Source organism: Pseudomonas sp., from assembly GCF_046581935.1.
Lineage (GTDB): Bacteria > Pseudomonadota > Gammaproteobacteria > Pseudomonadales > Pseudomonadaceae > Aquipseudomonas.
Map to the genome: position 1 here is coordinate 107311 of NZ_JAYGFK010000018.1, position 22509 is coordinate 129819.

The following is a 22509-nucleotide window of genomic DNA, read 5'->3' on the forward strand; positions in this document are numbered from 1 at the left end:
ACCTGAGAATACCGTTCGAGTAAGGCATTAGTTAATTTAGGAGTGGGCATGCAGGCGGTTTCGGGAAGCAAGTTGGTCGTCATCGCAGTGGTTTGCGGGCTCTTGGCCACAGGGGCGGCTTGGCTGTACCTGAAAAACAAGGAAGACCAGTACCGCCAGGCCTATAAGCCTGCCGTGGAACAGAAAATTGCGCTGATTGTGCCGCGCCTGGACATTGGCAAAGCCGAGGTCATGAGCAAGGAAAAGGTCGCCGTGCTTGAAGTGCCAGCCGCCTTTATTCCGTCTGGCGCGGTGCTGGCGCAAGACTGGAAGAAGCTCGAAGGGCGCATGGTCACCACGCCGCTGCAAAAGGGTAAGCCGATTACCTGGAGTGCCGTGGAGGGCGCAGCGGTGTCGCGGTTCTCCGAGAACGTCGAGCTGGGCAAACGCGCCAAAACGGTGAAGATCAGCAAGATCAACTCCTTCGATGGCCTGCTGCGGCCCGGTGATCATATTGACCTGTTCGGCAACTTCAGCGCCGGCGATATCGGCCTGCAAAAGCAGCCCAACTATGCCGATGACGTGATCATCAATGTCTTGGAAAACGTCGAGTTGCTGGCCGCTGGCCGCGAGGATTCCAGTGGCCGCAAGTACGAAACGGTCTATGACCAGAACTCGGCCGACGGCTTCAACATGAATTTCTCCACCGTCACCCTGATGCTCACGCCGTTGCAGGTGGCGCGGGTTGAGATGGCGGAGAAGAGCGGTGAACTGGTTGCGGTGCTACGCCACCCGAAAGACACCAGCCTCAGCCCGATTGGCCAGGTCACCGTGGCCAACCTGCTTGAGCCGCCGCCAAGCGAAACGGTCGACGTGGTGCTCGACAGTGCCGGCAATCTGCTTGGGCGCATCGTTGGCGACAACGTGGTCGATGCCAGTGGGCAGATTATCGGCAAGTTGGTCGATGGCAAAGCAGTGGGTTTCGACGGGGCGAACTTAGGTCAGATCGTCAAGCAAGTCGCCGCCAATGACCCGCTGCTGCGAGTACGTGAGCGTGCCGACGTGGTGCGCGATGCCCAGGGCAACGTGGTCGGGCGGATCGTCGACGGCAAGGTGGTGGATGCCTCGGGCAAGGCCATTGGCACACTGAAAAATGGCCTGGCCGTCGGCCTTAACGGCGAGGCTTTGGGGCGTGTGGAGCGCAATGTCGCACTCGATGCGCGGGGCCATGTGGTCGATATGAGCCTTTCCAATGCGCAGCCCGGTGCGGCGTTTCAGGGGCGTGAGCAGCAGGTGGTGCGCGATGCCAACGGCAAGGTGATTGGCCGTGTGCAGGGCAATCAGCTGGTGGATGCCAACGGCCAGGTACTGGGGCAGATCAAAGATGGCAAGGCGGTCGGCCTTGATGGCAAAGCGCTTGGCCGTGTGGCGACTATTTTGGTCGATAGCCAGGGCCAGGAGATCGGCCAGATGGCTGATGTGGTGCGCGATGCCAACGGCAAGGTGATTGGCCGCGTGCAAGGCAACAAAGTGGTGGATGCCAACGGCCAGGTGTTGGGGCAGATCAAGGATGGCAAGGCGCTCGGTCTTGACGGCAAAGAGCTTGGCCAGGTGGCCAGTGTGTTAGTGGATGCCCAGGGCAAGGAGATCGTGCAGCGCGGCAACGTTGTGCGCGATGCCAATGGCGGGGTTTTGGGAACCGTGGTGGGGGACCACGTTCTCGACAGCCAGGGCCGCGCGATTGGCCGGTTAGTCGACGGCAAAGTTGTGGATGCCTCCGGCAAGGTGGTCGCCGCCGGCGTCAGTGTTGATCCGCCGCGCCAGGTGGCGAGCAACAACCCGCTTAGCGACGAAGCGCAAAGCAAAGCTACGCCAAGCCGGCTGGTGCAGTTTATTCCAGGGGGAACCGGCAAGGGCGGGGTCACACCGATGCAAACCATTCGCTTGGAATAAAGCGCTGATCTGCCAGCACGGCGGCTAAGCAGTCGCTGCATATAAGCAACGCTAGGGCTCGATATGACGAAGATAAAAGTGCAATGGCTGACGCTGTTGCTGTTAATGAGTGGGGCAACTCAGGTGTTTGCCGCCAGCGACAGCTTGCCGGCGCAACTTACGCTCTACAAAGGCGACGTGCGTGTAGTCGAAGCGCCTGGCATTGAGCGCTTGGCGGTGGGCAACACCGAGATACTGAGTACCACGCTGCTGAAAAATCAGGAGATGGTCCTGGTCGCCGAAGCCGAGGGTGAAACCACCGTGCAAGTGTGGTTCGACGATGGTCATCGCGAGCAGGTCGGGGTGGTCGTGGTGAAAGCCAACGGCTACCGGCAGGTCGGCGAGCTGCGTCAGCTGCTTTCCGATATTCCAGGGTTGCGCATTCGTACGGTCGGGCGGCAGGTGGTGATGGAAGGCCGTCTCTACAGCACCGACCTGCAGCGGGTCAAAGACGCGGTTAAGTTCTACGACAATGTACTGGTCTTGGCTGAAGAGCAGACGGGCGCGGCAACCAAGGCCGACTCAGGGCTGATGTTGGAGGAAGTGCAGGCCATGCTCGGGCAGATTCCGGGCATTTCGATCAAACCTGTGGGGCGACAAATTGTCGTCGATGGCGACCTCAACGTGATCGATATCGAGCGGATCAAACTGCTCACCGAGCGCTACCCTGAACTGCTGGTACTGGCTCAGCCGATGTCGCAGTTTGTTGCGCCGATGATCTATTTTGATGTGCGTATCACCGAATTCTCTAAGGACGATGTTGAAGAGTTGGGGGTCAGTTGGAGCGATAGCATCAAGGGTCCTTATGCTGGTCTTTCTACCTCCGGCGGTAGCAGTCAGGTTGGCGTTGCGGGCGGCACGGCGGGTTTCTGGGGCATTGCGACCAATATCACCTCGACCATCAACCTGCTGGAACGCAACGGCTCGGCGTTGACCCTCGCTTCGCCGCGCTTGAGCGCGCGCAGTGGTGGCCTGGCAGAGCTGACTGTGGGCGGGCAGATCCCGGTGGTCACCAGCAGCATCAATGGCTCGTCGGTGGAGTACAAAGACTTCGGCATCATTCTCAATATTGCTCCGCAAATTTATGGCAAAGACCGCATCGCGGCCAAGGTCTCGGCGGAAGTCAGCCAGTTGGACAAAGCCAACCAAGTGGGCGATTACCCAGCCTTTAAAACCCGCCGCACGGATAACGAAGTGCAATTGCGCGTAGGCGAAACCCTAGTGCTGTCTGGCCTGGTTAGCCGCGAGGATCAGAGTACTTACCAGGGTATTCCGTGGCTGATGGAGCTGCCTGTATTGGGCCCGCTGTTTCGCAACAAGAGCCTCAAGGGCGGGCAGACCGAACTGGTGATCTTTATTACCCCGCAACTGATGACCGATGGCACCAGCAACATTAATCAGTATGAGCTGGAGCGTGCCGAGCGTATGCAGGAGCGCTTTGGTGAAGTGCTGAAAAACGGCTTGCTGGATTGAGCGGGGCACATTCATGTTTGAACTAGACGTCACCTACCGCAACGGCGAAGCCGTTGACAAGGTTACCTGCACCGCGCAGCAGTGTGAGCTGGGCAAGGCGCGCACCTGCATCCTGCGCCTGCGCGGCTGGAAGGTCGCGCCGGTGCATGCGCGCATCGAGCAATTGCTGGCCGGTCTGTTTGTCGAGGATGTCAGCCGAGGCTATGAGCTAGAGGTCAATGGCCAGGTGGTGCAGCGCCATGGCCCACTGAGCGCAGACGATCAGATTGGCATTGGTGGTTATCTGGTGCGGGTGCGCTCGCTGAGTGGCGAGCTGGACGAATCAGCCCAGCCGCTGGATCTCCAAGTGCCGCAGGTGGTGGATAGCGCCGCGAGCGATCAAACCAGCTACATGGAGTGGTCGAAGTACATCAATGGCGAGCTGTTTCGAGCCATGGACCTGCGCCGCCTGAACCTGGAAACCATGTCCCATGATGAGGTGCGCACGCGCCTGGCCGAACTGGTCGATGAAATCATGGAGCAGATCCGCAGCCGCCTGCCGAAAGGCCTCGACTGCGCCATGCTGCACAAAATTGTCCTCGACGAAGCCGTTGGCCTCGGCCCGCTGGAAGACCTGCTGGCCGATGAGAGCATCACCGAGATCATGGTCAACCGGCACGATGATATTTATGTCGAGCGCGCCGGGCGATTGGTGCGCTCAGCGGTCAACTTCAGCTCCGATGCTGCCGTGATGGCGACTATCGAACGGATCATCTCGCCGCTGGGCCGGCGCATTGATGAAAGCTCGCCCATGGTCGATGCGCGGCTCAAGGACGGTTCACGGGTTAATGCGATCATCCCGCCGCTGGCGCTACGTGGCCCGTGTTTGACCATTCGTAAATTCTCCCAGCACAAGCTGACCACCGACGACCTGCTGCGCTATGGCTCGATCAATGAACCCATGGTGCATTTCCTGCGCACGGCGGTGGAGCAGCGCATGAACATCGTGGTGTCGGGCGGAACGGGCTCGGGCAAAACCACTTTGTTGAATATCCTCTCCAACTTCATTCCGCCGCAAGAGCGGGTGGTGACGGTTGAAGATGCCGCCGAGCTGAAGCTGGCTCAGCCCCATGTGGTGTCCCTAGAGTCACGCCCGGCCAACATGGAGGGTAAAGGCCATGTGACCATCCGCGATTTGGTGCGCAACTGCTTGCGTATGCGCCCTGATCGCATCGTGGTCGGCGAGTGCCGCGGCGGCGAAGCCCTGGACATGCTGCAGGCGATGAACACCGGGCATGATGGGTCGCTAACCACCGGCCACGCCAACACCCCGAGGGACATGCTGCGCCGCCTGGAGGTGATGGTACTGATGGCCGGCATGGACCTGCCGCTGCAGGCCATTCGCGAGCAAATCTCCTCGGCGGTGCAACTGATCGTGCAGCAATCGCGCTTCGGCGACGGCTCGCGGCGCATCACCAGCATCACTGAGGTGACCGGCATGGAGCAGGGCACCATTCAGCTCAACGAGATTTTCTGCTTTCGCCAGCACGGCTTTGATCAAGGCGGGCGCATCCAGGGCAGTTACCAGGCCACGGGGCAGGTACCGGAATTCTACGAGGCCTTGCGTAACCGTGGTGTGCCGTTGGACATGAGCATCTTCACCCGCGCACAGGGGCTAGAAGAATGAACACACTGTTGCTGCTGTTCTGCCTGGCTTGCTTTGGTGTTGGCATCTTTGCCCTGGTGCTGGTGTTTGGGCGCAATGTCGCGGTGAACATGCGTTTTTATCGCCGGCAGTTCAGCGCCAATGCCGAAGTGGAGCTGGCCGATATGTTTATCTTCGCCAGTGGTCAGCAGTTGTTTGTGCTCAACCTGATGCTGCTGGTGATTATTCCGCTGCTGCTGCATGCCTTGTTCCACATCATGGTGATCACTGCCGGCGGTGCGCTGGTCAGCCTGTTTGTGCCGCGCATGCTGTTCAAGATGCTGCGGCGCAAGCGCATGCAGAAGTTTGAGGAGCAACTGCCGGACGCCTTTATGCTGCTGTCGAGCAGCCTGCAGTCCGGTGCCAGCCTGAATATGGCCCTGGAAAACCTGGTGCAGCAATCGCCGCCACCACTGTCGCAAGAATTTGGTCTGCTGATGAAAAAGGTGCGCCTTGGTGTCAGCCTGGAGGATGCCCTGGTGAAGATGGAGCAGCGCATGCCCCTGCCTTCATTCGTGATGGCCAGCTCGGCCGTGCGCATCAGCCGCGAGGTGGGTGGCAACCTGGTGGAAACCATCACCGGTATGGCCACCACCCTGCGCCGTAAGAAAATCATGGAGGGCAAGATCGACAGCTTGACCGCCCAGGGCCGTGCCCAGGGTCTGTTCATGGCCATGCTGCCGATCTTTCTGGCCGGCATTCTCAGTGTTATCGAGCCCGAGGCGATGAGCCAGCTCTACACCACGCGCATGGGCCTGATGGTGTTGGCCGGCATGGTGGTGATGGAGATTCTGGGCTTTACCTTCATCAAAAAAATCACCCAGATCGATGCTTAGCACCATGACCGAACTACTCGCCCTGATTAGCAGCGCCGGCTTTGGTGTCGCACTGACGTGCCTGATTCTGCTGTTTGCCGCGTTATTCCGCTTCGTGCCGAACGACAGCCGCACCTACATGGACCCGGTGCCACCGTTGATGAAACCGATCTGGCCGCTGGTGCGCCTGGTGGCCTACTTCATCGGTTCGATCTTGCCGGCACCGCTGCTCGACCGCCTGGATCGCCGCCTGCAGCGTACCGGGGCGCTCTATGTGCTGACGCCAGAAGATTATTTCGCGCTCAGTCTGGTGTTGGCCATCCTGCTTCCCATTGTGGCCCTGCTGCCCATGCTCAGTGGCAAAAGCGGGGTGATCTGGTCACTGCTGCTGTTGATGGCGCTGATGGGTGCGGTATTGCCCGAGCTGTGGATCAGCGATACGCGCAAACGCCGCGACCGCGACATCGTGCGTAACCTGCCGATCTTCCTCGAATACCTGACCATGTGTGTGGATGCCGGGCTGAATTTTCTCGGTGCATTACAGCAAGCGGTGGAGAAGGGGCCGAGTGGCGCGATGAAAAACGAGTTTCGCATCGTCCTGCGCGATATTCGCTCGGGCCTGCCCAGGGCTGAGGCGTTGGGGCGGATGGAAAAACGCGTCAACCTGAAGGACATCGCCACCTTCGTGCGTGCCGTGGTGCAGGCCGAGAAGATGGGCTCCAGCCTCAAGCAGACCCTGCAGATACAAGCCCAGCAGCGCCTGGAAGAGCGCTTTCAGCGGGCCGAGAAAACCGCCATGCAAGCGCCGGTGAAGCTGATTATTCCGCTGATCTTGTTCATCTTCCCGCTGACCTTCGTGATCTTGCTGTTCCCGATTGCGGTCAAATTTATGGGCATGGGATGAGCACGGTTTATCGGCCGTTACAGGTCTGGCGCGGCGGGCGTCTGCTCGTTGAATTGCAGGTATTCCAAGCGTTTAACCCCTGGCAGCGCGCCCGTGGCTTGCTCGCTCGGCCCAGTCCCGGCGCATTACAGGGCCATTGGTTGCGGCCCTGCAATGCCGTGCACTGCTGGTTTATGGGTTACGCCATCGACGTGCTGTTTCTCGATGCGCAAGGCCGCGTGATCAAGCGAGTTGTGTCGCTGCAACCCTGGCGCATGGCTACGTGTCGCCATGCGCACAGCGTTATTGAACTGGCCGCAGGCGAGGCCGTGCGGCTCTCCATCGAAGAAGGTGATCTATGTTTACCCGCTTGCTAATGCTCTGCGCTGTGCTGCTCTGCCAGGCGGCTTGTAGCCATTTGCCAATGGGCCAACCCGATTTGTTGGCGCTGCAAAAACAAGCCAGCAGTGCATACGCAGCGGGCGATTACGTCACCGCCAGCGCGGGATTTCGCAGCCTTGCCAGCGCCATGCCGCAGGATGCCGATGTGCACTATCGGTTAGGTAACAGCCTGGCCAAACAGCAGGAGATCGATGCAGCTATTAGCGCTTACCGGCAAGCGCTGCAACTCGATCCCAAACATGCCAAGGCCTGGCACAACTTGATTTTTCTGCAGCTGGAAGGGGTCAGCCATAGCGTCGCCGAGATGTATAAATACATCGACCACAACGACCCGCTGGTCGCGCCCATCGCCAGAAAAGCCGAGGCCGTCATGGATATCTTCGACGTGCCGCAGCAGTCGGCCCCTTAATGTTCACCACCAAGCAGCATGGCCAGGCCATGGTCGAGTTTTTGATCGTCGCGCCGGTGGTGATCATGCTGATTTTTGGCACCATCCAGGCGGCCTTTATCTACTCGGCGAAAAGCACCCTCAACTACGCCACCTTTCAGGCGGCCCGCCTGGGCGCGGTGAATAGCGCCAGTTACGACGGCCTACGCCGTGGGCTGATTCGCGGCTTAACGCCGATGTTTACTCACCACGACACCGACGCGGATAAAACCCGCGCCCACCTGCAAGCGGGCAGTGAGGTCGATAACTATGTACGCATCACCCGCATCAGCCCGAACCTGAGTGACTTCAGTAGCTTTGGCCAATGGAACAGCGAAAAAGCCGACTACAGCATCCCCAACGACAACCTGATGTACCGTCCCGCCACCGGCATTCAAGACGCCAACCTGCTGAAAATTCGCGTGCAGTACTGCCTGGCCCTTACCGTACCCATCGTCGACCGGCTGTTGAGTGCGGCCTCGCGCTTCAATGAATCGGCTATCGAAGGCAGCTTCAGCGGCGCCTCGGCCAATGCCGTCACGCAGTACGCGCAAATATGCCAAGCCGGCCGGCGCGGCATCGTCATCACCGCCGAAACCACCGTGCGCATGCAGTCCAATGCCATCCGCGACAGCACCACCTGTGCTAACAAAATGCAGTGCTTGTAGGCGCTCCGTAGCGTTTTAGTCACCGCGCCGCTATTGGCTGCATGCACAGCTGATTCCTCCTATTGACTCGCAATGTCTTTACAATCGGCGTTTTTCTACGTTCGGAGGTCTCTTGCAGTCGGTAATTTCTATTCAGCAGTTGAGCAAGACCTACGCCAGCGGTCATCCTGCGTTGCAGAATATCGATCTGGACATTCGCCAGGGCGAGATCTTTGCCCTGCTCGGCCCTAACGGTGCAGGTAAAACCACCCTGATCAGCATCATCTGCGGCATCGTCAACCCTGGCGGTGGGCGAGTGCTGGTGGGCGGCAAGGACATCATCAAGGATTACCGCGCGGCGCGTGGTCAGATTGGCCTGGTGCCGCAGGAACTGGTCAGCGATGTGTTCGAGACGGTCTGGGCGACGGTGAAATTCAGTCGCGGCCTATTCGGCAAGAAGCCTAACCCTGCCTACCTGGAGCAACTGCTCAAGGACCTGTCGCTGTGGGACAAGCGCGACGCGAAGATTTTCGAGCTGTCTGGCGGCATGAAGCGCCGGGTGATGATCGCCAAAGCGCTGTCGCACGAGCCGCAGATTCTGTTTCTCGACGAGCCCACCGCCGGCGTCGACGTCGAACTGCGCCGCGATATGTGGAATATGGTGCGTGCCCTGCGTGAGCATGGGGTGACGATCATCCTCACCACCCACTACATCGAAGAGGCCGAGGAAATGGCCGACCGGATTGGGGTCATCAGCAAAGGCCAGATCATTCTGGTGGAAGACAAACAGGCGCTGATGCACAAACTCGGCAAGAAACAACTGACCCTGCAGTTGCAGCAGCCGCTGGCGAGCATTCCTGCCGAGTTGGCGCGTTATCCGCTGGAATTGACCGACGATGGCCACGCGTTGGTCTTCACGTTCGACACCCAGACTGAGCAGACCGGGATTGCCGAGCTGCTCAAGGATCTGGCCCAGCACGGCATCGACTTCAAGGACCTGCAGTCCAGTCAGAGTTCTTTGGAAGATATTTTCGTCAACCTCGTGCAGGAGTCGCGGCTATGAACTTCTATGCAATTCGCGCCATCTACCTGTTCGAACTGGCGCGCACCTGGCGCACGCTGCTGCAAAGCATTGCCACGCCGGTCATCAGCACTTCGTTGTACTTCGTGGTGTTCGGTTCGGCCATCGGTTCCAGCATGACTCAGGTACAGGGCGTCAGTTATGGCGCGTTTATCGTGCCGGGGCTGATCATGCTGGCGCTGCTTACCGAGAGCATTTCCAACGCCTCGTTTGGTATCTACATGCCCAAGTATTCGGGGAGCATCTACGAGCTGCTGTCCGCGCCGGTGTCATACCTGGAAATCCTGGTCGGCTATGTCGGGGCGGCGGCCACCAAGTCGATCATTCTCGGCCTGGTGATCCTGATTACCGCGCGGTTGTTCGTGGATTTCGAGATTCTTCATCCGGTCTGGATGCTGGCGTTTCTGGTGCTAACCGCACTGACCTTCAGCCTGTTTGGTTTCATCATCGGCGTATGGGCCGATGGCTGGGAAAAGTTGCAAATCGTGCCGGCACTGATCGTCACGCCGCTGACCTTCCTCGGTGGCGCGTTCTACTCGATCAGCATGTTGCCACCGGCTTGGCAGACCGTAACGCTGTTCAATCCGGTGGTGTACTTGATCAGCGCGTTCCGTTGGAGTTTCTACGGCGTATCGGACGTCAATATCGGCCTGAGCCTGGCGATGACTTTCGGCTTTCTGCTGCTGTGCATTCTGGTTGTGGGCTTTATCTTCAAAACCGGTTATCGGCTTAAAAGCTAAGCAAAATCAGTGCGCTGCAGTGAGAAAAAGCCGCGCCGAAAAGATTTGTTTGATTTGCCGGCGTACCGCTGGAGTGCGCACCAGGCAAGGGTTGTAGCGCAGTTGTAGTTGTTGTTTTAGACGTTTTTTCTTAATCGCTACATTTTGGTGCTTGCCTAAAGGGGGGCACCATGGCGTAGGCTGGAGTCGTTGCCTTGGTAGGCAACGAATTCGCGAACGGTTGAAGAAGGAAAGCTTTATGCAAATCCAAGTTCACAGCGATAACCACATCGAAGGCAGTGCACGACTGGTTGAGTGGGTCAGTGCCAGTGTTGGCTCTAAGCTAGAGCGCTTTGATGACGAATTGACTCGTATTGTTGTCCATTTGCATGACGACAACGGTGCCAAAGCTGGTGCGTATGACAAGCGCTGCCAGATCGAAGCACGGCCAAAGGGCCTGCAGCCGATTTCTGTTACGCACAAGGCCGAGTCTCTGGAGCAAGCCATCGACGGCTCCATCGAGAAACTGCACCACGCCCTTGAACATCAATTTGGCAAACTGCGTAGCAAACGTGCCACTCCACTGCAGGCCGATGATGCGGCCGACATCGGACAGGATGCGCTACTGCGTGCGGACTTCCTCGAAGAGGAGCAAATGCGCGCCGTATAACGCCATACAAGTAGCCGGCTAGGCTGGCTACTGATAATCACTAGCTCGCGCCCCCGCAGAACTCTGTGGGGGCGCTGTCGTTTTAAGGGTGTGCTGAGCGTCGCGAGGGCGGCAACGGCCGGCCAGTAGCGGCAAAGTGTTTCCGCTTTGATTGGTGGGAAGTTGGCATGAGGCGCGGTTCTATTGGTTTGCAGCAGTTTGGCCCACATCCTGCTATGACCCTGCTAGCTGATTAATAGCAGGGAATTACCATGACCACTATCACCAACAGCTCGCCGCTGGCGAGCTACTTCGCCAACACAGCCAAGCCCACAACTGCGAATACTGCAGAGACTGGCAGCAGCAGTGAAAAGACCAGTACTGCGGCGCAAGACCCTCTTGCGGAAATTCGGCGCTATGCCAGTGGCTTGGTGGCCAATAGTCGCGGCGGTCTGCTGCGTGCCATGAACGCTGAAAGCAGCTCGGCCAGTAACAGCATTGCCAGTGACCGCTATCGTCCGGTTGACGAGCAGAAAACCAGTAGCGACTCGCGCATTACCCTGCCGGATGTTGCTGACATGGACCGTGACGATGCGGCCAAGCTGCTGGCGCAGGTGGATAAACTGCTCGACGCCGGCTTGGAAAATACCGACAGTTTTGTGGGCTATAACGGCGACCAGCAAACTGAATCACTGAGCACCTACCGTGATTGGCTGCAGGCGCGGGGTGGCGTTAGCGTCTATGTCTGAGAGACCTCTACGCAACGACTGAGATGAACCTGTGCGCCTAATGGGCTGGTTTCAGCACGCAAGGTACGCCAAGATCGCTGGACCGAAGTTGTACGCCCGCCGAGTGGGTATTTCAGGTCGAGGGATTATATGAGCAGTAGGTTGATGACTCGGGCGTTCGCCGCCTTGATTTTCGGATTGCTCTGCGCCGCCAGTGCGCAGGCCGCTGATAACGCGCAACTTGTTGGTTTGATCAACAGTTACCGCAGTGAGGTACAGCGCTGTGGCGAGCAGGCTTCCGCCGAGTTGCCACCGCTGAGCGCCGATTCTCGCCTGGTGCAGCCGGTTGGGCGTTCGGGGGATTTGCAGCAGGCGATGACTGCTGCCGGTTATCCCATGGTCAATGTTCAGGCCATCAGCCTGTCCGGGCCGCGCGATGCGGCGGCTGCGCTGAAGGTGCTGCAGGAGAGCTTTTGCAACATCATCCTGGACCCGCAGTTTGTCGATATTGGCGTCAATCAGCAGGACCGTGAATGGCGCATTCTGTTGGCGCGGCCGTTACTGACTGCGCGTTTGGGCGACTGGCAGGCGGAAGGTCAGAAGCTGCTGGAGCAGATCAACCAAGCACGTGGGAGTGCGCGCCAGTGCGGCAGTCAGACCTTTGCGGCAGCAGCGCCGCTGACGTGGAATGCCACGCTGGGCAGCACCGCCGAAGCCCACAGTCGCGCTATGGCTAATGCCAATTTCTTTGATCATCTGGATCGTGACGGCCGTACCCCTGGCGACCGTGCGGAATTGGCCGGCTACAGCGGCCAGCGTATCGGCGAGAACATCGCCGCCGGGCTGGATACCAGCCGCAAGGTGGTGGACGGCTGGTTGGCTAGCCCCGGTCACTGCGCCAACCTGATGAGTCCCCAGTTCAGCGAATTGGGCGCGGCTTATGCCAACGACCCGAAAAGCGATGCGGGAATTTATTGGACCGCGATGTTTGGCGCGCCATAAGCGCTTGCTGCCCTAAGCAATGCTTAGGGCTTGAAGGCACCGATAAAGATCGCCGGATCAACGCGCGCATCATTCAAGCTGATGTTCCAGTGCAGGTGCGGCCCGGTTGCGCGCCCGGTCGCACCGACCTTGCCGAGTACGCCGCCACGCGCCACTTCATCACCGAGCTTCACATCGATGGCAGAAAGGTGGCAGAACATGCTGATCAGCCCTTGGCCATGGTCGACAAATACCGTTTTGCCATTAAAAAAGTAGTCGCCAAGTAGAATCACCTTGCCTGCGGCTGGCGCTTTGATCGGCGTGCCACGGTTGGCCGCGAAGTCCAAGCCGGAGTGCGGATTACGTTCTTCACCGTTGAAAAAACGGCGCAAACCGAAGGGGCTGGAAAGCGGCCCGTTGACCGGTTTATCGAGCAGCAGATTGCTCGGCTGGCGGGCACTGAATTGTCGATAGGCGCGGGTCTGTTCGGCCAGTTCGCGCTGGATGCGCTTGAGGTTGGCCGCGTTCGGGTTGACCTGTTGCTGGTTCTTGATGGTGATGCGCTGTTCCACGTAGTGCTTACTACCTACCTGGAAGTTCAGCGTTTGGTTGCCGTTGACGCTGACGTGTTGCGCGCCGGGCTTCACGCTCAGCGGGATGCCGACAATGGCGATCCAGCGTTGCTGATCTTCTTTGATCACCAATACCGGTTTGTCCTGATAACGCACAGTGGGTGCTGTTTCTCCCGTACCCAGATCGACGACCGCCACACCACCGGGCACCGGTTTATTTAACAGCCGGCTGATAAAACCCTCGGCGTGGACTGGCAGGGCGAGCAAGGTAATCAGTAGGACCGAGAAAAAACGCATGAGTATCCTTGTGTCGGGTGGATCGGGGCGCGTAGCTGACGCTTTTTTCATCCAGCGTGTTGTGGGTCAGTCGAGCAGCGAGAGGGTGACCGGCTGCACATGATTGTCTTCGACCCGTACATCCAACTCGCCGTTGCCCAGGCGTGCCTTTAAGCGTTGCCCTGGCTGGGTGTCGGCAGCGTTGCGGATGGCACGGCCGCGCTCATCGAGCAAGATGCTGTAGCCACGGCCGAGGGTCGCCAGCGGGCTGACCGCATGCAGCGTTTGTACCTGGCTATGCAACTGCAGGCGGCGCGCTTTAAGCCCTTCACGCATGCTGCGTTGCAGGCGTTCGTTTAGGGCTTGCAAGCGCTGGTCGAGCAGCTTGAGGTTACGCTCGGGGTGCAGGCTGAGCAGTCGGGTTTGCAGATGGCTTAGGCGCTCGCGGCGGTTCTTCAGCTGGCGCTCAAAGGCCCGGCTGAGGCGCATGTCCAGGTCATCCACGCGCTGGGCGTGCTGGCGCAGGCGTTCACCCGGATGGCGCAAGCGCCGCTGCAAGCCGTCCAGGCGCATGCGTTCGCGCTCCAGGCGGTGTTGCATGCGCAGGTTCAGACGGCGCTGGAGGTTATGCAGGCGCTGCACCAGTTCACTGCTGTCGGGGGCCAGTAACTCAGCGGCGGCCGAGGGCGTTGGCGCGCGGATGTCGGCGACAAAATCCGCGATGGAAACATCGGTTTCATGGCCTACAGCGCTGACGATGGGCGTAACGCAGGCAGCAATGGCGCGGACAACCGGTTCTTCGTTAAAGCACCAGAGGTCTTCCAGCGAGCCGCCGCCACGGGCCAGGATCAGCGCATCGAAGCCTTTTGCATCGGCGATGCCGAGGGCGCGGACAATCTGCGCGGTGGCTTCGCGGCCTTGCACAGCGGTAGGGATTAGGGTCAGTTCGACCTGCGGGGCGCGGCGGCGGAATACGCTGATGATGTCGCGGATTACCGCGCCGGTTGGCGAGCTGATAATGCCAATGCGTTTCGGGTGGGGCGGCAGAGCGACTTTATGCTCGGCTGCGAACAAACCTTCAGCGCTGAGTTTTTCCTTCAATGCCTCGAACGCCAGGCGCAGCGCACCGTCGCCGGCCGGCTCAACGGCGTCGAGAATCAGCTGGTAATCGCCACGACCTTCAAACAACGAGACCTTGCCGCGCACTTTCACCGCCAAGCCATCACGCAAGGCTTGGCGCACCTTGGCGGCGTTTTGCCGGAACAACGCGCAGCGCACTTGGGCTTGGCTGTCTTTCAGAGTGAAGTAAATGTGCCCAGACGCCGGCTTGGCCAGGTTGGATATCTCGCCTTCAACCCAGATACCGCCGAATACATCTTCGAGCAGCAGGCGAGCGCGGTTGTTGAGCTGGCTGACGCTGAGCACCTCACGGTCGAGGTTCAGGCGCGCAAAGGGGTCCTTGATCATGGGGCGGCATGATAAGCCCAGATGCCCGCAGGCGCGAGCCTGCTTAGTGGTCTTCGAGCAGGCGGTCGAGCAGCCAGGCGGCCACTGGGCCGAGCTCGCGCTGCCGTGACCAGATGGCGTCTACCGTCACCCGGCGTGGCCAGCCAGTGCAGGACAGTTCATTCAGGCCGGCGAAGCCATAGGCGTCAACCAGTTGCCGTGGCAGCTCGGCCCAGCCGAAGCCCAAGCGCGCCATTTCCAGCAGCATCAGGTAGTCCGGCGCGGCCCAACAGCGTCCGCCGCTACTTGGCAGGTTGTCAGTATTGGCGTCGTCATTGGCGACGCTGCTCAGGCGCAGCAGACGCCAGTGCGACAAGTCTTCTTGGCGCACCAGGGCCAGTTTGCTCAGCGGGTGATCCTTGGCCGCGAACAGGCCGAACTCGCTGCTCATCTCTAGGCGGGCGTGGGCAATATGCGGCGGGTAGGCCGGCTGCGCGGCGATCAGGCCGAGGGTCGCGCGGCCCTGAGTGACCAGGTCGAGTACGTCAGCTTGCTCGGCAACCAGGCTCTCGAACTGCAGATCCGGGAAGCGCTGATCCAGCTCCTGCAGGCGAGCCTCGAACTGTTTCGGCTGGTAGGCATCGGACAGCGCCAGTGTCAGGCGTGCTTCCTGGCCTCTGGCCAAACCTGCGGCATGTCGCGTCAGGCGGTCGCTGGCGCTCAGGACCTCCTCGGCGTGGGCCAACAGGCTGGCGCCTGCTTCGGTCAGTTGCAGGTGACGTGGGCCGCGCTCGAACAGGGCTACGCCCAGGTCGATTTCCAGGCGCGCGACCGCCTCGCTTATGGTCGACTGGCTTTTGCCTAAGCGTCGTGCAGCGGCGCTGAGTGATCCACAATGGGCCGCTTGAGTGAAGGCCTGGAGAGCGTCTGGGGAAATATTCATATCGGTTTAGCCGATGGCTGCTGCCTTCGTGTTTGCTGGTTTTCCGATGATCATAGCCCTCGTTGTCACTTATCACGAGGTTCATTTCATGACTCAGCCCCTACCTCGCTCCCTGCGTGAGCGCATCGGTCATGCCCTGGCCTTCGAGGTCATTGCCGTGCTCATCTGCGTGCCGACCATGGCCTGGTTCATGGATAAACCCTTGCTACACCTAGGTGCGCTGACCTTGATGTTCTCCACCGTGGCGATGTTCTGGAACATGTTGTTCAACTACCTGTTCGACCGTGCACAGAGCCGCCTGGGCTTTGAGCGTGGTCTATGGGTGCGGGCTAGCCACGCGCTGCTGTTCGAGGTAGGTCTAATCGTGGTGCTGGTGCCGCTAGCCGCCTGGTGGCTGTCGATCAGTCTGCTTGAGGCGCTGCTGCTGGATATCGTTATGATCCTGTTCTTCCTGCCCTACACCATGGGCTTCAACTGGATCTACGACGTGCTGCGTGCCCGTTGGCTGGCGCGTCGCGAGGCAAAGACGGACGCAGCAGTCTGTCGCGGGGCTTGATTTGCCGGCAGCAGCGCCTAAGCTGCCGCCTTTCTTCGCCGACCGTTCGAGCACCATGACTGCGCAACTGATCCTCGTCCCACAGATATCCTCGCTTCCGGGCCATGAGCAAAAAGCCCAGGCCATATTGCGCTGGCTGGCCAAGCGGGAGATCGTCGAGGCGCTACCCACCACCTGCGGCCAGGGTGGCAACGGCATGGCCTACGCCATTGGGCCGGGTGCCCGGCGTATCGCCCAGCACCCCGAACTGTTGCCCTATGGCCAGCCGCACAATGGCCTTGAAGTCATCACCAGTCGCTGCATTTATTTGCCAACGCGTGGTTTTCTCGAAGAGGCGGGCTGCGCCGAATGCCGCAGGGAGGTGGGCGTGCCGTTGTTCGACAGCCTGGAGGTGTGGTGGCCAGGGGAAACCGACAGCTTCACCTGCCCGGAATGTGGTCATGAAGATGACATCAACGGCTTTCTGTTCCTGCAGCCCTGCGGTTTTTCCAACCTGGGGTTTATCTTCAATAACTGGGCAGATGCAGGCTTTAAGCAGAGTTTTCTTGATGAGTTTGCCGCGCGTTTGGGCTATGCAGTTTCGTTGGTACGGGTGGATCTGGACTGAGTCGGCTCATCCCTGAGCCAGGTTGCTGATTAAAACTCGACGCTGGCGGACAGGCGCAGCTCGCGCGGTTCGCCGACGTTGACCTGCAGTTGGCTGCCAGTGCTTGATGGGTAGTAATGTTTGTCGAACAGGTTATCTACATTGAGTTGCAGATTGGTTTTGTAGCCGTGCGTCGGTAAATCCCAACGTACGAATGCATCGGCGACCGTATAACTGCTCATGTAATAGCTGTTGGCATTGTCGCCAGCGCGAGCACCTACATAGCGGGCCCCACCGCCAATGTGCCAGGCACCGAGTTCGGAAGGTGCCAGCAGGTGATGGGTCAGATACAGGCTGCCCGTTTCACGGGGTGCCTGGCCTAGGCGGTTACCTTCGTTGTCCGGGTCATCGAGAATCTCGGTATGGGTATACGCGTAGGTGGCGATCATGTCCCAGCGTTCGGCGATGCGCCCCGTCACGTCCAGTTCTATACCGCGCGATCCGACCTTGCCAGCCGCTTCACTGACGCTCTCACCTGCCACGGTGGTGGTGGTAACGACGTTTTTCTTGACGATGTCGAACACGGCCAGGTTCATATTCAGGTGTTCTGTCAGGTCGTACTTGGCACCGATTTCGTAGCTGCGTCCTTCCTCTGGATCGAAGGTATTACCGTTGTCGTCCACATCCTCATTCGGCTGGAACGAGCGGCTGTAGTTGCCGTACAGTGAAAGAGCATCATCGACTTCGAATACCAGGCCAGCCATTGGCATGAAGGCTTCGCCGTTGTTATCGCGGTTGACGACTCGGCTACTGCCCAGGCCTTGCGCGCTGTATTGGTCATAGTGCTGATAGCGTCCACCCAGTACCAGAATCCAGCGATCATCGAGGTGCCAGTTGTCCTTCAGATAAATCGAGGTGGACGTCAGCTCGTTGTTTAGGTTGCTCGTGCTCTGACTGACTGTTGAGGGTTCCGCGAGATTGCCGTAATCCGGCGAGTAGATATCGATATTGCTGCGGGTGTTGTTAGGGTTGCGATACGTCTTGCCGCGAAACTGGTCATTGGCTTCATTGTCGACGCCAATCAACAGGTCGTGACGTTGTCCGAGAATGTCCTGCTCACCAATGAAGTCGAGGCTCGAATAGCGCGTTTCGTAGTCGTAATGGCCACCGTTGGCCGCTCTCAGCAGTTGACCGCTGCTGGACAGTGAAACCGGCTGAGCGATTGCCAGGCTGTAACGGTCATTGTTCCAGCCATAGGTGATGCGGGTCTTCCAGTCCTCGTTCAATTGGTACTCGAAACGTGCTGTGGCTGTTTCGCTGATTCCAACGGTCTTGGCCCAGGTTTCATCGAGACGCTTGTCGTAGTCCGCGCCGGCAGGGTGACCATCGACGAATACGGTGCCTCGGTCAAACGGGCTGGTGTAGTCGTTGTACGTATAGGCCAGTGTCAGGCTGGCACGCTCGCCCGTCCAGGTAAGCGACGGCGCTACTAGCGTGTGCTGATCGACCCCGTAGTTACGCCAGTAGTCCTCGCTTTGGCGTTCGGCAACCAGGCGGTAAGCCAGGCCGGTATCGCCAATCGGGCCAGTGGTATCTACGCTCAGGCTGCCGCCGCCTTCACTGTAGGCCGAGCCGCTGATCTCGGTGTGACGTGTGTACTGAGGCTGCTTGCTGATCACGTTGATCAGTCCACCTGGCTCCATCGCCCCGTAGAGCAGTGCCGCTGGGCCTTTTAGCACCTCGACCCGCTCACTGGTAGCGTCGAAGTTGCGTGACAAATTGGAGCGAACACCATCACGCAGGATTGAACCATCGGCATTGGTGCCAAAGCCTCGCTTGGTAAATGCGTCCTTGGTGCCGCCAAGGGTATTGCTCTGGCTGACACCGCTGACGAATTTCATGGCATCGTCCAGCGACTTGACCTGAAAGTCCTCGATGGTTTGTGGCGTGACCACCTGTACCGATTGGGCCTCTTCCTTGAGTGCAACGGAGGATTTGCTTGCCGTGCTGGCACGTTTTGCCTGGTAGCCATCTTCCTCGACAAGGGGGGCTGCAACGATGTTCTGGCTGGGAAGCTCCAGCTCCTGGGCCAGTAAGGCGCTGGTTGGGAGTAGGCAGAGGCTGAGCAGAGCGGCGCGCTGGCTGCTCCGGTGCGGGCGGTTAGATTTCATTTGCTACTCAGTACCGGGTGTTTTTGAGAATCATTATTGTATTTCTCTCGTACCCTTCTGGATAGCGCTACGTAAGCTGCGTAGTCAATTGTTGTAGTTTGCGTTGAGTGCAGGGGGGCGTCTGAGTATAATGGCGCGCTTCCAATTTTCCCGTCCGGGAGCCCCCGCCATGCTGCGTATCAGTCAAGAAGCTCTTACCTTCGACGACGTTCTACTTATTCCAGGTTATTCCGAAGTTCTGCCGAAGGATGTCAGCCTCAAAACGCGTCTGACCCGTGGTATCGAACTGAATATTCCGCTGCTCTCTGCTGCCATGGATACCGTAACTGAAGCCCGTTTGGCGATTGCCATGGCTCAGGAAGGCGGCATTGGCATCATCCACAAGAACATGACCGTCGAGCAGCAAGCGCTCGAAGTTCGCAAGGTCAAGCGTTATGAGTCCGGTGTGGTCAAGGACCCGATCACCATCGAGGCCGACGCCACTGTGGGTGACCTGTTCGACCTGACTCGGCAGAACAATATTTCCGGTGTGCCGGTGCTGCACCACGGTGATCTGGTCGGCATCGTCACCAGCCGTGATGTGCGTTTCGAGACCAACATGAGCGCTAAAGTGCGCGACGTGATGACACCGAAAGAGCGCCTGGTCACGGTTAAGGAAGGCGAAGACACCCAGGTGGTGCGCAAGCTGTTGCACAAACACCGTATCGAGCGCGTCTTGATCGTCGACGATCAGTTCCGCCTTAAAGGCATGATGACCGTCAACGACATCGAAAAAGCCAAAGCCTACCCGCTGGCCAGCAAGGATGACCAAGGTCGTCTGCGCGTTGGCGCGGCTGTCGGCACGGGTGCTGATACTGAAGATCGTGTCGCCGCGTTGGTAAATGCTGGCGTTGACGTGATCATCGTCGACACCGCCCACGGCCACTCCAAAGGCGTGATCGACCGAGTGCGTTGGGTTAAGCAAACCTTCCCTGACGTGCAAGTAATTGGTGGCAATATCGCCACCGGCGACGCAGCCAAGGCCTTGGCCGAGGCGGGCGCTGATGGCGTGAAAGTCGGTATCGGCCCAGGCTCGATCTGCACCACGCGCATCGTCGCCGGTGTGGGCGTGCCGCAGATTTCTGCCGTAGCCAACGTTGCCGCCGCCCTGGCTGGCACTGGCGTTCCGTTAATCGCTGACGGTGGTATTCGTTTCTCGGGTGACCTGTCCAAAGCCATCGTCGCCGGTGCTTCTGCGGTGATGATTGGTTCGATGCTCGCTGGTACTGAAGAAGCACCGGGCGAGGTTGAGCTGTTCCAGGGCCGTTCTTACAAGGCCTACCGTGGCATGGGCTCGCTGGGTGCAATGGCGCAAGCACAGGGTTCTTCGGACCGTTACTTCCAGGACTCTTCGGCGGGTGCCGAGAAGTTGGTGCCGGAAGGTATCGAAGGTCGCGTACCGTACAAAGGTGCGATGGGTGCCATCGTTCATCAGCTAATGGGCGGCCTGCGCGCCTCCATGGGCTACACCGGTTGCGCCACTGTCGAAGAGATGCGCACCAAGCCTGAATTTGTCCGCATCACTGGTGCTGGCATGGCTGAGTCGCATGTGCATGACGTGCAGATCACCAAGGAAGCGCCAAACTACCGCGTAGGTTGAGCCTTCAAGCAATAAGTTAAGCAACCGGGGCTGTTCGATTCAGCCCCGAGTTGTTTCTGAATTACGACTGTTTCTGAATTCCTTAGACGAGACTGAATCATGGCCCTCGACATTCACGCTCACCGCATCCTGATCCTCGACTTCGGTTCCCAGTACACCCAACTGATCGCCCGCCGCGTGCGTGAAATCGGCGTGTATTGCGAATTGCACCCGTTCGACATGGACGAGGAGGCGATTCGCGAATTCGCGCCTAAAGGCGTCATCCTCGCCGGTGGCCCGGAGTCTGTGCACGAAGCTAACAGCCCGCGCTGCCCACAAGCCGTGTTCGATCTCGGCGTGCCGGTCTTCGGTATTTGCTACGGCATGCAGACCATGGCCGAGCAACTGGGCGGCAAGGTTGAAGGTTCCGAGCTGCGTGAATTCGGTTATGCCCGCGTCGACGTAGTCGGCAAGAGTCGCCTGCTGGACGGCATCGAAGACCACGTCGACGCCGATGGCCTATTTGGCCTCGACGTGTGGATGAGCCACGGTGACAAAGTCACCAAGCTGCCGCAGGACTTCCACATCCTGGCCAGCACCCCGAGCTGCCCGATTGCCGGCATGTACAACGATGCGCGTGGTTACTACGGCGTGCAGTTCCACCCGGAAGTGACCCACACCAAGCAAGGCGGCCGCATCCTGTCGCGCTTTATCCTTGATATCTGCCAGTGCGAAGCGCTGTGGACCCCGTCGAAAATCGCCGAAGACGCTATCGCCACTGTGCGCACCCAAGTCGGTAGCGCCAACGTGCTGCTTGGTTTGTCCGGCGGCGTGGATTCTTCGGTAGTGGCGGCGCTGCTGCATAAGGCCATCGGTGACCAGCTGACCTGTGTGTTTGTCGACAACGGCCTGCTGCGCTTGCACGAAGGTGAGCAAGTGATGGCCATGTTCGCCGAGAACATGGGCGTCAAAGTGATCCGCGCCAACGCCGAAGCGCAGTTCCTCGACAACTTGGCCGGCGAATCCGATCCGGAGAAGAAGCGCAAGATCATCGGCCGCACCTTTATCGACGTGTTCGATGCCCAGGCTAGCCAGTTGGACAACATCAAGTTCCTCGCCCAAGGCACCATCTACCCGGACGTGATCGAGTCGGCTGGCGCGAAAAGCGGTAAGGCCCACGTAATCAAGTCGCACCACAACGTCGGTGGCCTGCCTGAGGAAATGAACCTCAAGCTGGTCGAGCCGCTGCGCGAACTGTTCAAGGACGAAGTGCGTCGCCTGGGCCTGGAACTGGGCCTGCCGTACGACATGGTTTACCGCCATCCATTCCCCGGCCCAGGCCTGGGCGTGCGCATCCTCGGTGAAGTGAAGAAGGAATACGCCGACCTGCTGCGCCGCGCTGACCACATCTTTATTGAAGAGCTGCGCAAGGCCGACTGGTACCACAAGGTCAGCCAGGCGTTCGTGGTGTTCCAACCGGTGAAATCCGTGGGCGTGGTCGGCGATGGCCGTCGTTACGCCTGGGTTGTGGCCCTGCGCGCGGTAGAAACCATCGACTTTATGACCGCCCGTTGGGCGCACCTACCGTACGAACTGTTGGAGACCGTGAGCGGCCGGATCATCAACGAGATCGAAGGCATCTCCCGCGTGACTTATGACGTGTCGAGTAAGCCGCCTGCGACTATTGAGTGGGAGTGAAATCGGGTCCTTTGAGGACTATCGCAAGCTATCGAAAGATCCTCGTAACGTATTGGTCCATAAGGAAAAAGCGTAACGGAATCTATCGATAGCTATCGCCGGCTAGCAAAACAGATTGACGGTGACGTTGGCGGTAAGAATTGAGGCTGGATAAGACACTCTCGTTGGGAGATCGGGCGGCAA

At 59.2% G+C, this 22509-nt stretch carries 21 protein-coding genes; 17 read left to right on the forward strand and 4 right to left on the reverse strand.

The features are described 5' to 3' along the window. Positions 1-48: 48 nt before the first annotated feature. The 13 genes from cpaB (at position 49) to VCA57_RS16725 (ending at position 12481) form a co-directional block, all read left to right on the forward strand. On the forward strand, positions 49-1932 hold the full coding sequence (gene cpaB / locus VCA57_RS16665) for a Flp pilus assembly protein CpaB (RefSeq protein WP_411186196.1): 1884 nt from the start codon (positions 49-51) through the stop codon (positions 1930-1932). A 63-nt stretch (positions 1933-1995) separates the two neighbouring features. Then, positions 1996-3444 (forward strand): type II and III secretion system protein family protein, encoded by a 1449-nt coding sequence (locus VCA57_RS16670; protein ID WP_411186197.1) that lies wholly within the window; start codon positions 1996-1998, stop codon positions 3442-3444. 13 nt (positions 3445-3457) lie between these two features. Continuing rightward, entirely contained in the window at positions 3458-5110 is a 1653-nt protein-coding gene (locus VCA57_RS16675; protein WP_411186198.1) for an ATPase, T2SS/T4P/T4SS family, read from the forward strand. Continuing rightward, positions 5107-5964: a type II secretion system F family protein gene (locus VCA57_RS16680; protein WP_411186199.1), complete on the forward strand. Its 858-nt coding sequence runs from the start codon at positions 5107-5109 to the stop codon at positions 5962-5964. Before VCA57_RS16675 ends, VCA57_RS16680 begins: the two co-directional genes overlap by 4 nt. A 4-nt stretch (positions 5965-5968) precedes the next feature. Continuing rightward, positions 5969-6847 carry a type II secretion system F family protein gene (locus VCA57_RS16685; RefSeq protein WP_411186200.1) on the forward strand — a complete coding sequence of 293 codons (879 nt, stop codon included), beginning with the start codon at positions 5969-5971 and terminating at the stop codon, positions 6845-6847. Next, entirely contained in the window at positions 6844-7203 is a 360-nt protein-coding gene (locus VCA57_RS16690) for a DUF192 domain-containing protein (RefSeq protein WP_411186201.1), read from the forward strand. The genes VCA57_RS16685 and VCA57_RS16690 overlap by 4 nt, the downstream gene beginning before the upstream one ends. Beyond that, positions 7185-7637, forward strand: coding sequence for a tetratricopeptide repeat protein (locus VCA57_RS16695; protein WP_411186202.1), 453 nt, complete (start codon positions 7185-7187; stop codon positions 7635-7637). The genes VCA57_RS16690 and VCA57_RS16695 overlap by 19 nt, the downstream gene beginning before the upstream one ends. Then, entirely contained in the window at positions 7637-8323 is a 687-nt protein-coding gene (locus VCA57_RS16700; protein WP_411186203.1) for a TadE family protein, read from the forward strand. Before VCA57_RS16695 ends, VCA57_RS16700 begins: the two co-directional genes overlap by 1 nt. A gap of 112 nt (positions 8324-8435) precedes the next feature. Beyond that, positions 8436-9365, forward strand: a complete 930-nt coding sequence (locus VCA57_RS16705; protein WP_411186204.1) for an ABC transporter ATP-binding protein — start codon at positions 8436-8438, stop codon at positions 9363-9365. Next, complete coding sequence (locus tag VCA57_RS16710; protein ID WP_411186205.1) at positions 9362-10123, forward strand: ABC transporter permease; 762 nt, start codon at positions 9362-9364, stop codon at positions 10121-10123. Before VCA57_RS16705 ends, VCA57_RS16710 begins: the two co-directional genes overlap by 4 nt. Before the next feature lie 238 nt (positions 10124-10361). Beyond that, positions 10362-10772: an HPF/RaiA family ribosome-associated protein gene (locus tag VCA57_RS16715; protein ID WP_411186206.1), complete on the forward strand. Its 411-nt coding sequence runs from the start codon at positions 10362-10364 to the stop codon at positions 10770-10772. A 251-nt stretch (positions 10773-11023) separates the two neighbouring features. Then, positions 11024-11500: a hypothetical protein gene (locus tag VCA57_RS16720; protein WP_411186207.1), complete on the forward strand. Its 477-nt coding sequence runs from the start codon at positions 11024-11026 to the stop codon at positions 11498-11500. 144 nt (positions 11501-11644) lie between these two features. Further along, positions 11645-12481 carry a CAP domain-containing protein gene (locus VCA57_RS16725; protein WP_411186233.1) on the forward strand — a complete coding sequence of 279 codons (837 nt, stop codon included), beginning with the start codon at positions 11645-11647 and terminating at the stop codon, positions 12479-12481. A gap of 23 nt (positions 12482-12504) precedes the next feature. Here VCA57_RS16725 and VCA57_RS16730 read toward each other — a convergent pair whose 3' ends face one another. The 3 genes from VCA57_RS16730 to VCA57_RS16740 all read right to left on the reverse strand — a co-directional run bounded on the left by VCA57_RS16730 (position 12505) and on the right by VCA57_RS16740 (position 15697). Next, on the reverse strand, positions 12505-13329 hold the full coding sequence (locus VCA57_RS16730) for a peptidoglycan DD-metalloendopeptidase family protein (RefSeq protein WP_411186208.1): 825 nt from the start codon (positions 13327-13329) through the stop codon (positions 12505-12507). A 66-nt stretch (positions 13330-13395) separates the two neighbouring features. Then, positions 13396-14775, reverse strand: coding sequence for an exodeoxyribonuclease VII large subunit (gene xseA, locus VCA57_RS16735; RefSeq protein ID WP_411186209.1), 1380 nt, complete (start codon positions 14773-14775; stop codon positions 13396-13398). A 43-nt stretch (positions 14776-14818) separates the two neighbouring features. Further along, positions 14819-15697 (reverse strand): LysR family transcriptional regulator, encoded by an 879-nt coding sequence (locus VCA57_RS16740; protein ID WP_411186210.1) that lies wholly within the window; start codon positions 15695-15697, stop codon positions 14819-14821. An 88-nt stretch (positions 15698-15785) separates the two neighbouring features. Between VCA57_RS16740 and VCA57_RS16745 the strand changes: the two genes are divergently transcribed. After that, positions 15786-16253 (forward strand): multidrug/biocide efflux PACE transporter, encoded by a 468-nt coding sequence (locus VCA57_RS16745; RefSeq protein WP_411186211.1) that lies wholly within the window; start codon positions 15786-15788, stop codon positions 16251-16253. Positions 16254-16308: 55 nt separating this feature from the next. Further along, the gene (locus VCA57_RS16750) at positions 16309-16860 is read left to right on the forward strand and encodes a sugar ABC transporter ATPase (protein WP_411186212.1); all 552 of its coding nucleotides are present in this window, start codon (positions 16309-16311) and stop codon (positions 16858-16860) included. 29 nt (positions 16861-16889) lie between these two features. On the opposite strand, the gene VCA57_RS16755 is transcribed toward VCA57_RS16750, so the two are convergent. Beyond that, positions 16890-19010 (reverse strand): TonB-dependent siderophore receptor, encoded by a 2121-nt coding sequence (locus VCA57_RS16755; protein WP_411186213.1) that lies wholly within the window; start codon positions 19008-19010, stop codon positions 16890-16892. A gap of 169 nt (positions 19011-19179) precedes the next feature. On the opposite strand from VCA57_RS16755, the gene guaB reads away from it, so the two are divergent. Together guaB and guaA are read left to right on the forward strand one after the other, a co-directional pair. After that, positions 19180-20649, forward strand: a complete 1470-nt coding sequence (gene guaB / locus VCA57_RS16760) for an IMP dehydrogenase (protein ID WP_411186214.1) — start codon at positions 19180-19182, stop codon at positions 20647-20649. A gap of 99 nt (positions 20650-20748) precedes the next feature. Further along, positions 20749-22326: a glutamine-hydrolyzing GMP synthase gene (gene guaA, locus VCA57_RS16765; RefSeq protein ID WP_411186215.1), complete on the forward strand. Its 1578-nt coding sequence runs from the start codon at positions 20749-20751 to the stop codon at positions 22324-22326. Positions 22327-22509 lie beyond the last annotated feature (183 nt).

Excerpts from the sequence above, each read along its gene's own strand:
- VCA57_RS16670 (WP_411186197.1), top strand. The coding sequence starts at position 1,996 with ATGACGAAGATAAAAGTGCAATGGCTGACGCTGTTGCTGTTAATGAGT.
- VCA57_RS16685 (WP_411186200.1), top strand. The coding sequence starts at position 5,969 with ATGACCGAACTACTCGCCCTGATTAGCAGCGCCGGCTTTGGTGTCGCA.
- VCA57_RS16700 (WP_411186203.1), top strand. The coding sequence starts at position 7,637 with ATGTTCACCACCAAGCAGCATGGCCAGGCCATGGTCGAGTTTTTGATC.
- VCA57_RS16725 (WP_411186233.1), top strand. The coding sequence starts at position 11,645 with ATGACTCGGGCGTTCGCCGCCTTGATTTTCGGATTGCTCTGCGCCGCC.
- VCA57_RS16680 (WP_411186199.1), top strand. The coding sequence starts at position 5,107 with ATGAACACACTGTTGCTGCTGTTCTGCCTGGCTTGCTTTGGTGTTGGC.
- VCA57_RS16755 (WP_411186213.1), bottom strand. The coding sequence starts at position 19,010 with ATGAAATCTAACCGCCCGCACCGGAGCAGCCAGCGCGCCGCTCTGCTC.
- VCA57_RS16730 (WP_411186208.1), bottom strand. The coding sequence starts at position 13,329 with ATGCGTTTTTTCTCGGTCCTACTGATTACCTTGCTCGCCCTGCCAGTC.
- VCA57_RS16675 (WP_411186198.1), top strand. The coding sequence starts at position 3,458 with ATGTTTGAACTAGACGTCACCTACCGCAACGGCGAAGCCGTTGACAAG.
- VCA57_RS16740 (WP_411186210.1), bottom strand. The coding sequence starts at position 15,697 with ATGAATATTTCCCCAGACGCTCTCCAGGCCTTCACTCAAGCGGCCCAT.
- guaB (WP_411186214.1), top strand. The coding sequence starts at position 19,180 with ATGCTGCGTATCAGTCAAGAAGCTCTTACCTTCGACGACGTTCTACTT.
- guaA (WP_411186215.1), top strand. The coding sequence starts at position 20,749 with ATGGCCCTCGACATTCACGCTCACCGCATCCTGATCCTCGACTTCGGT.
- cpaB (WP_411186196.1), top strand. The coding sequence starts at position 49 with ATGCAGGCGGTTTCGGGAAGCAAGTTGGTCGTCATCGCAGTGGTTTGC.
- VCA57_RS16695 (WP_411186202.1), top strand. The coding sequence starts at position 7,185 with ATGTTTACCCGCTTGCTAATGCTCTGCGCTGTGCTGCTCTGCCAGGCG.
- VCA57_RS16750 (WP_411186212.1), top strand. The coding sequence starts at position 16,309 with ATGACTGCGCAACTGATCCTCGTCCCACAGATATCCTCGCTTCCGGGC.
- VCA57_RS16715 (WP_411186206.1), top strand. The coding sequence starts at position 10,362 with ATGCAAATCCAAGTTCACAGCGATAACCACATCGAAGGCAGTGCACGA.
- VCA57_RS16710 (WP_411186205.1), top strand. The coding sequence starts at position 9,362 with ATGAACTTCTATGCAATTCGCGCCATCTACCTGTTCGAACTGGCGCGC.
- xseA (WP_411186209.1), bottom strand. The coding sequence starts at position 14,775 with ATGATCAAGGACCCCTTTGCGCGCCTGAACCTCGACCGTGAGGTGCTC.
- VCA57_RS16720 (WP_411186207.1), top strand. The coding sequence starts at position 11,024 with ATGACCACTATCACCAACAGCTCGCCGCTGGCGAGCTACTTCGCCAAC.
- VCA57_RS16690 (WP_411186201.1), top strand. The coding sequence starts at position 6,844 with ATGAGCACGGTTTATCGGCCGTTACAGGTCTGGCGCGGCGGGCGTCTG.
- VCA57_RS16745 (WP_411186211.1), top strand. The coding sequence starts at position 15,786 with ATGACTCAGCCCCTACCTCGCTCCCTGCGTGAGCGCATCGGTCATGCC.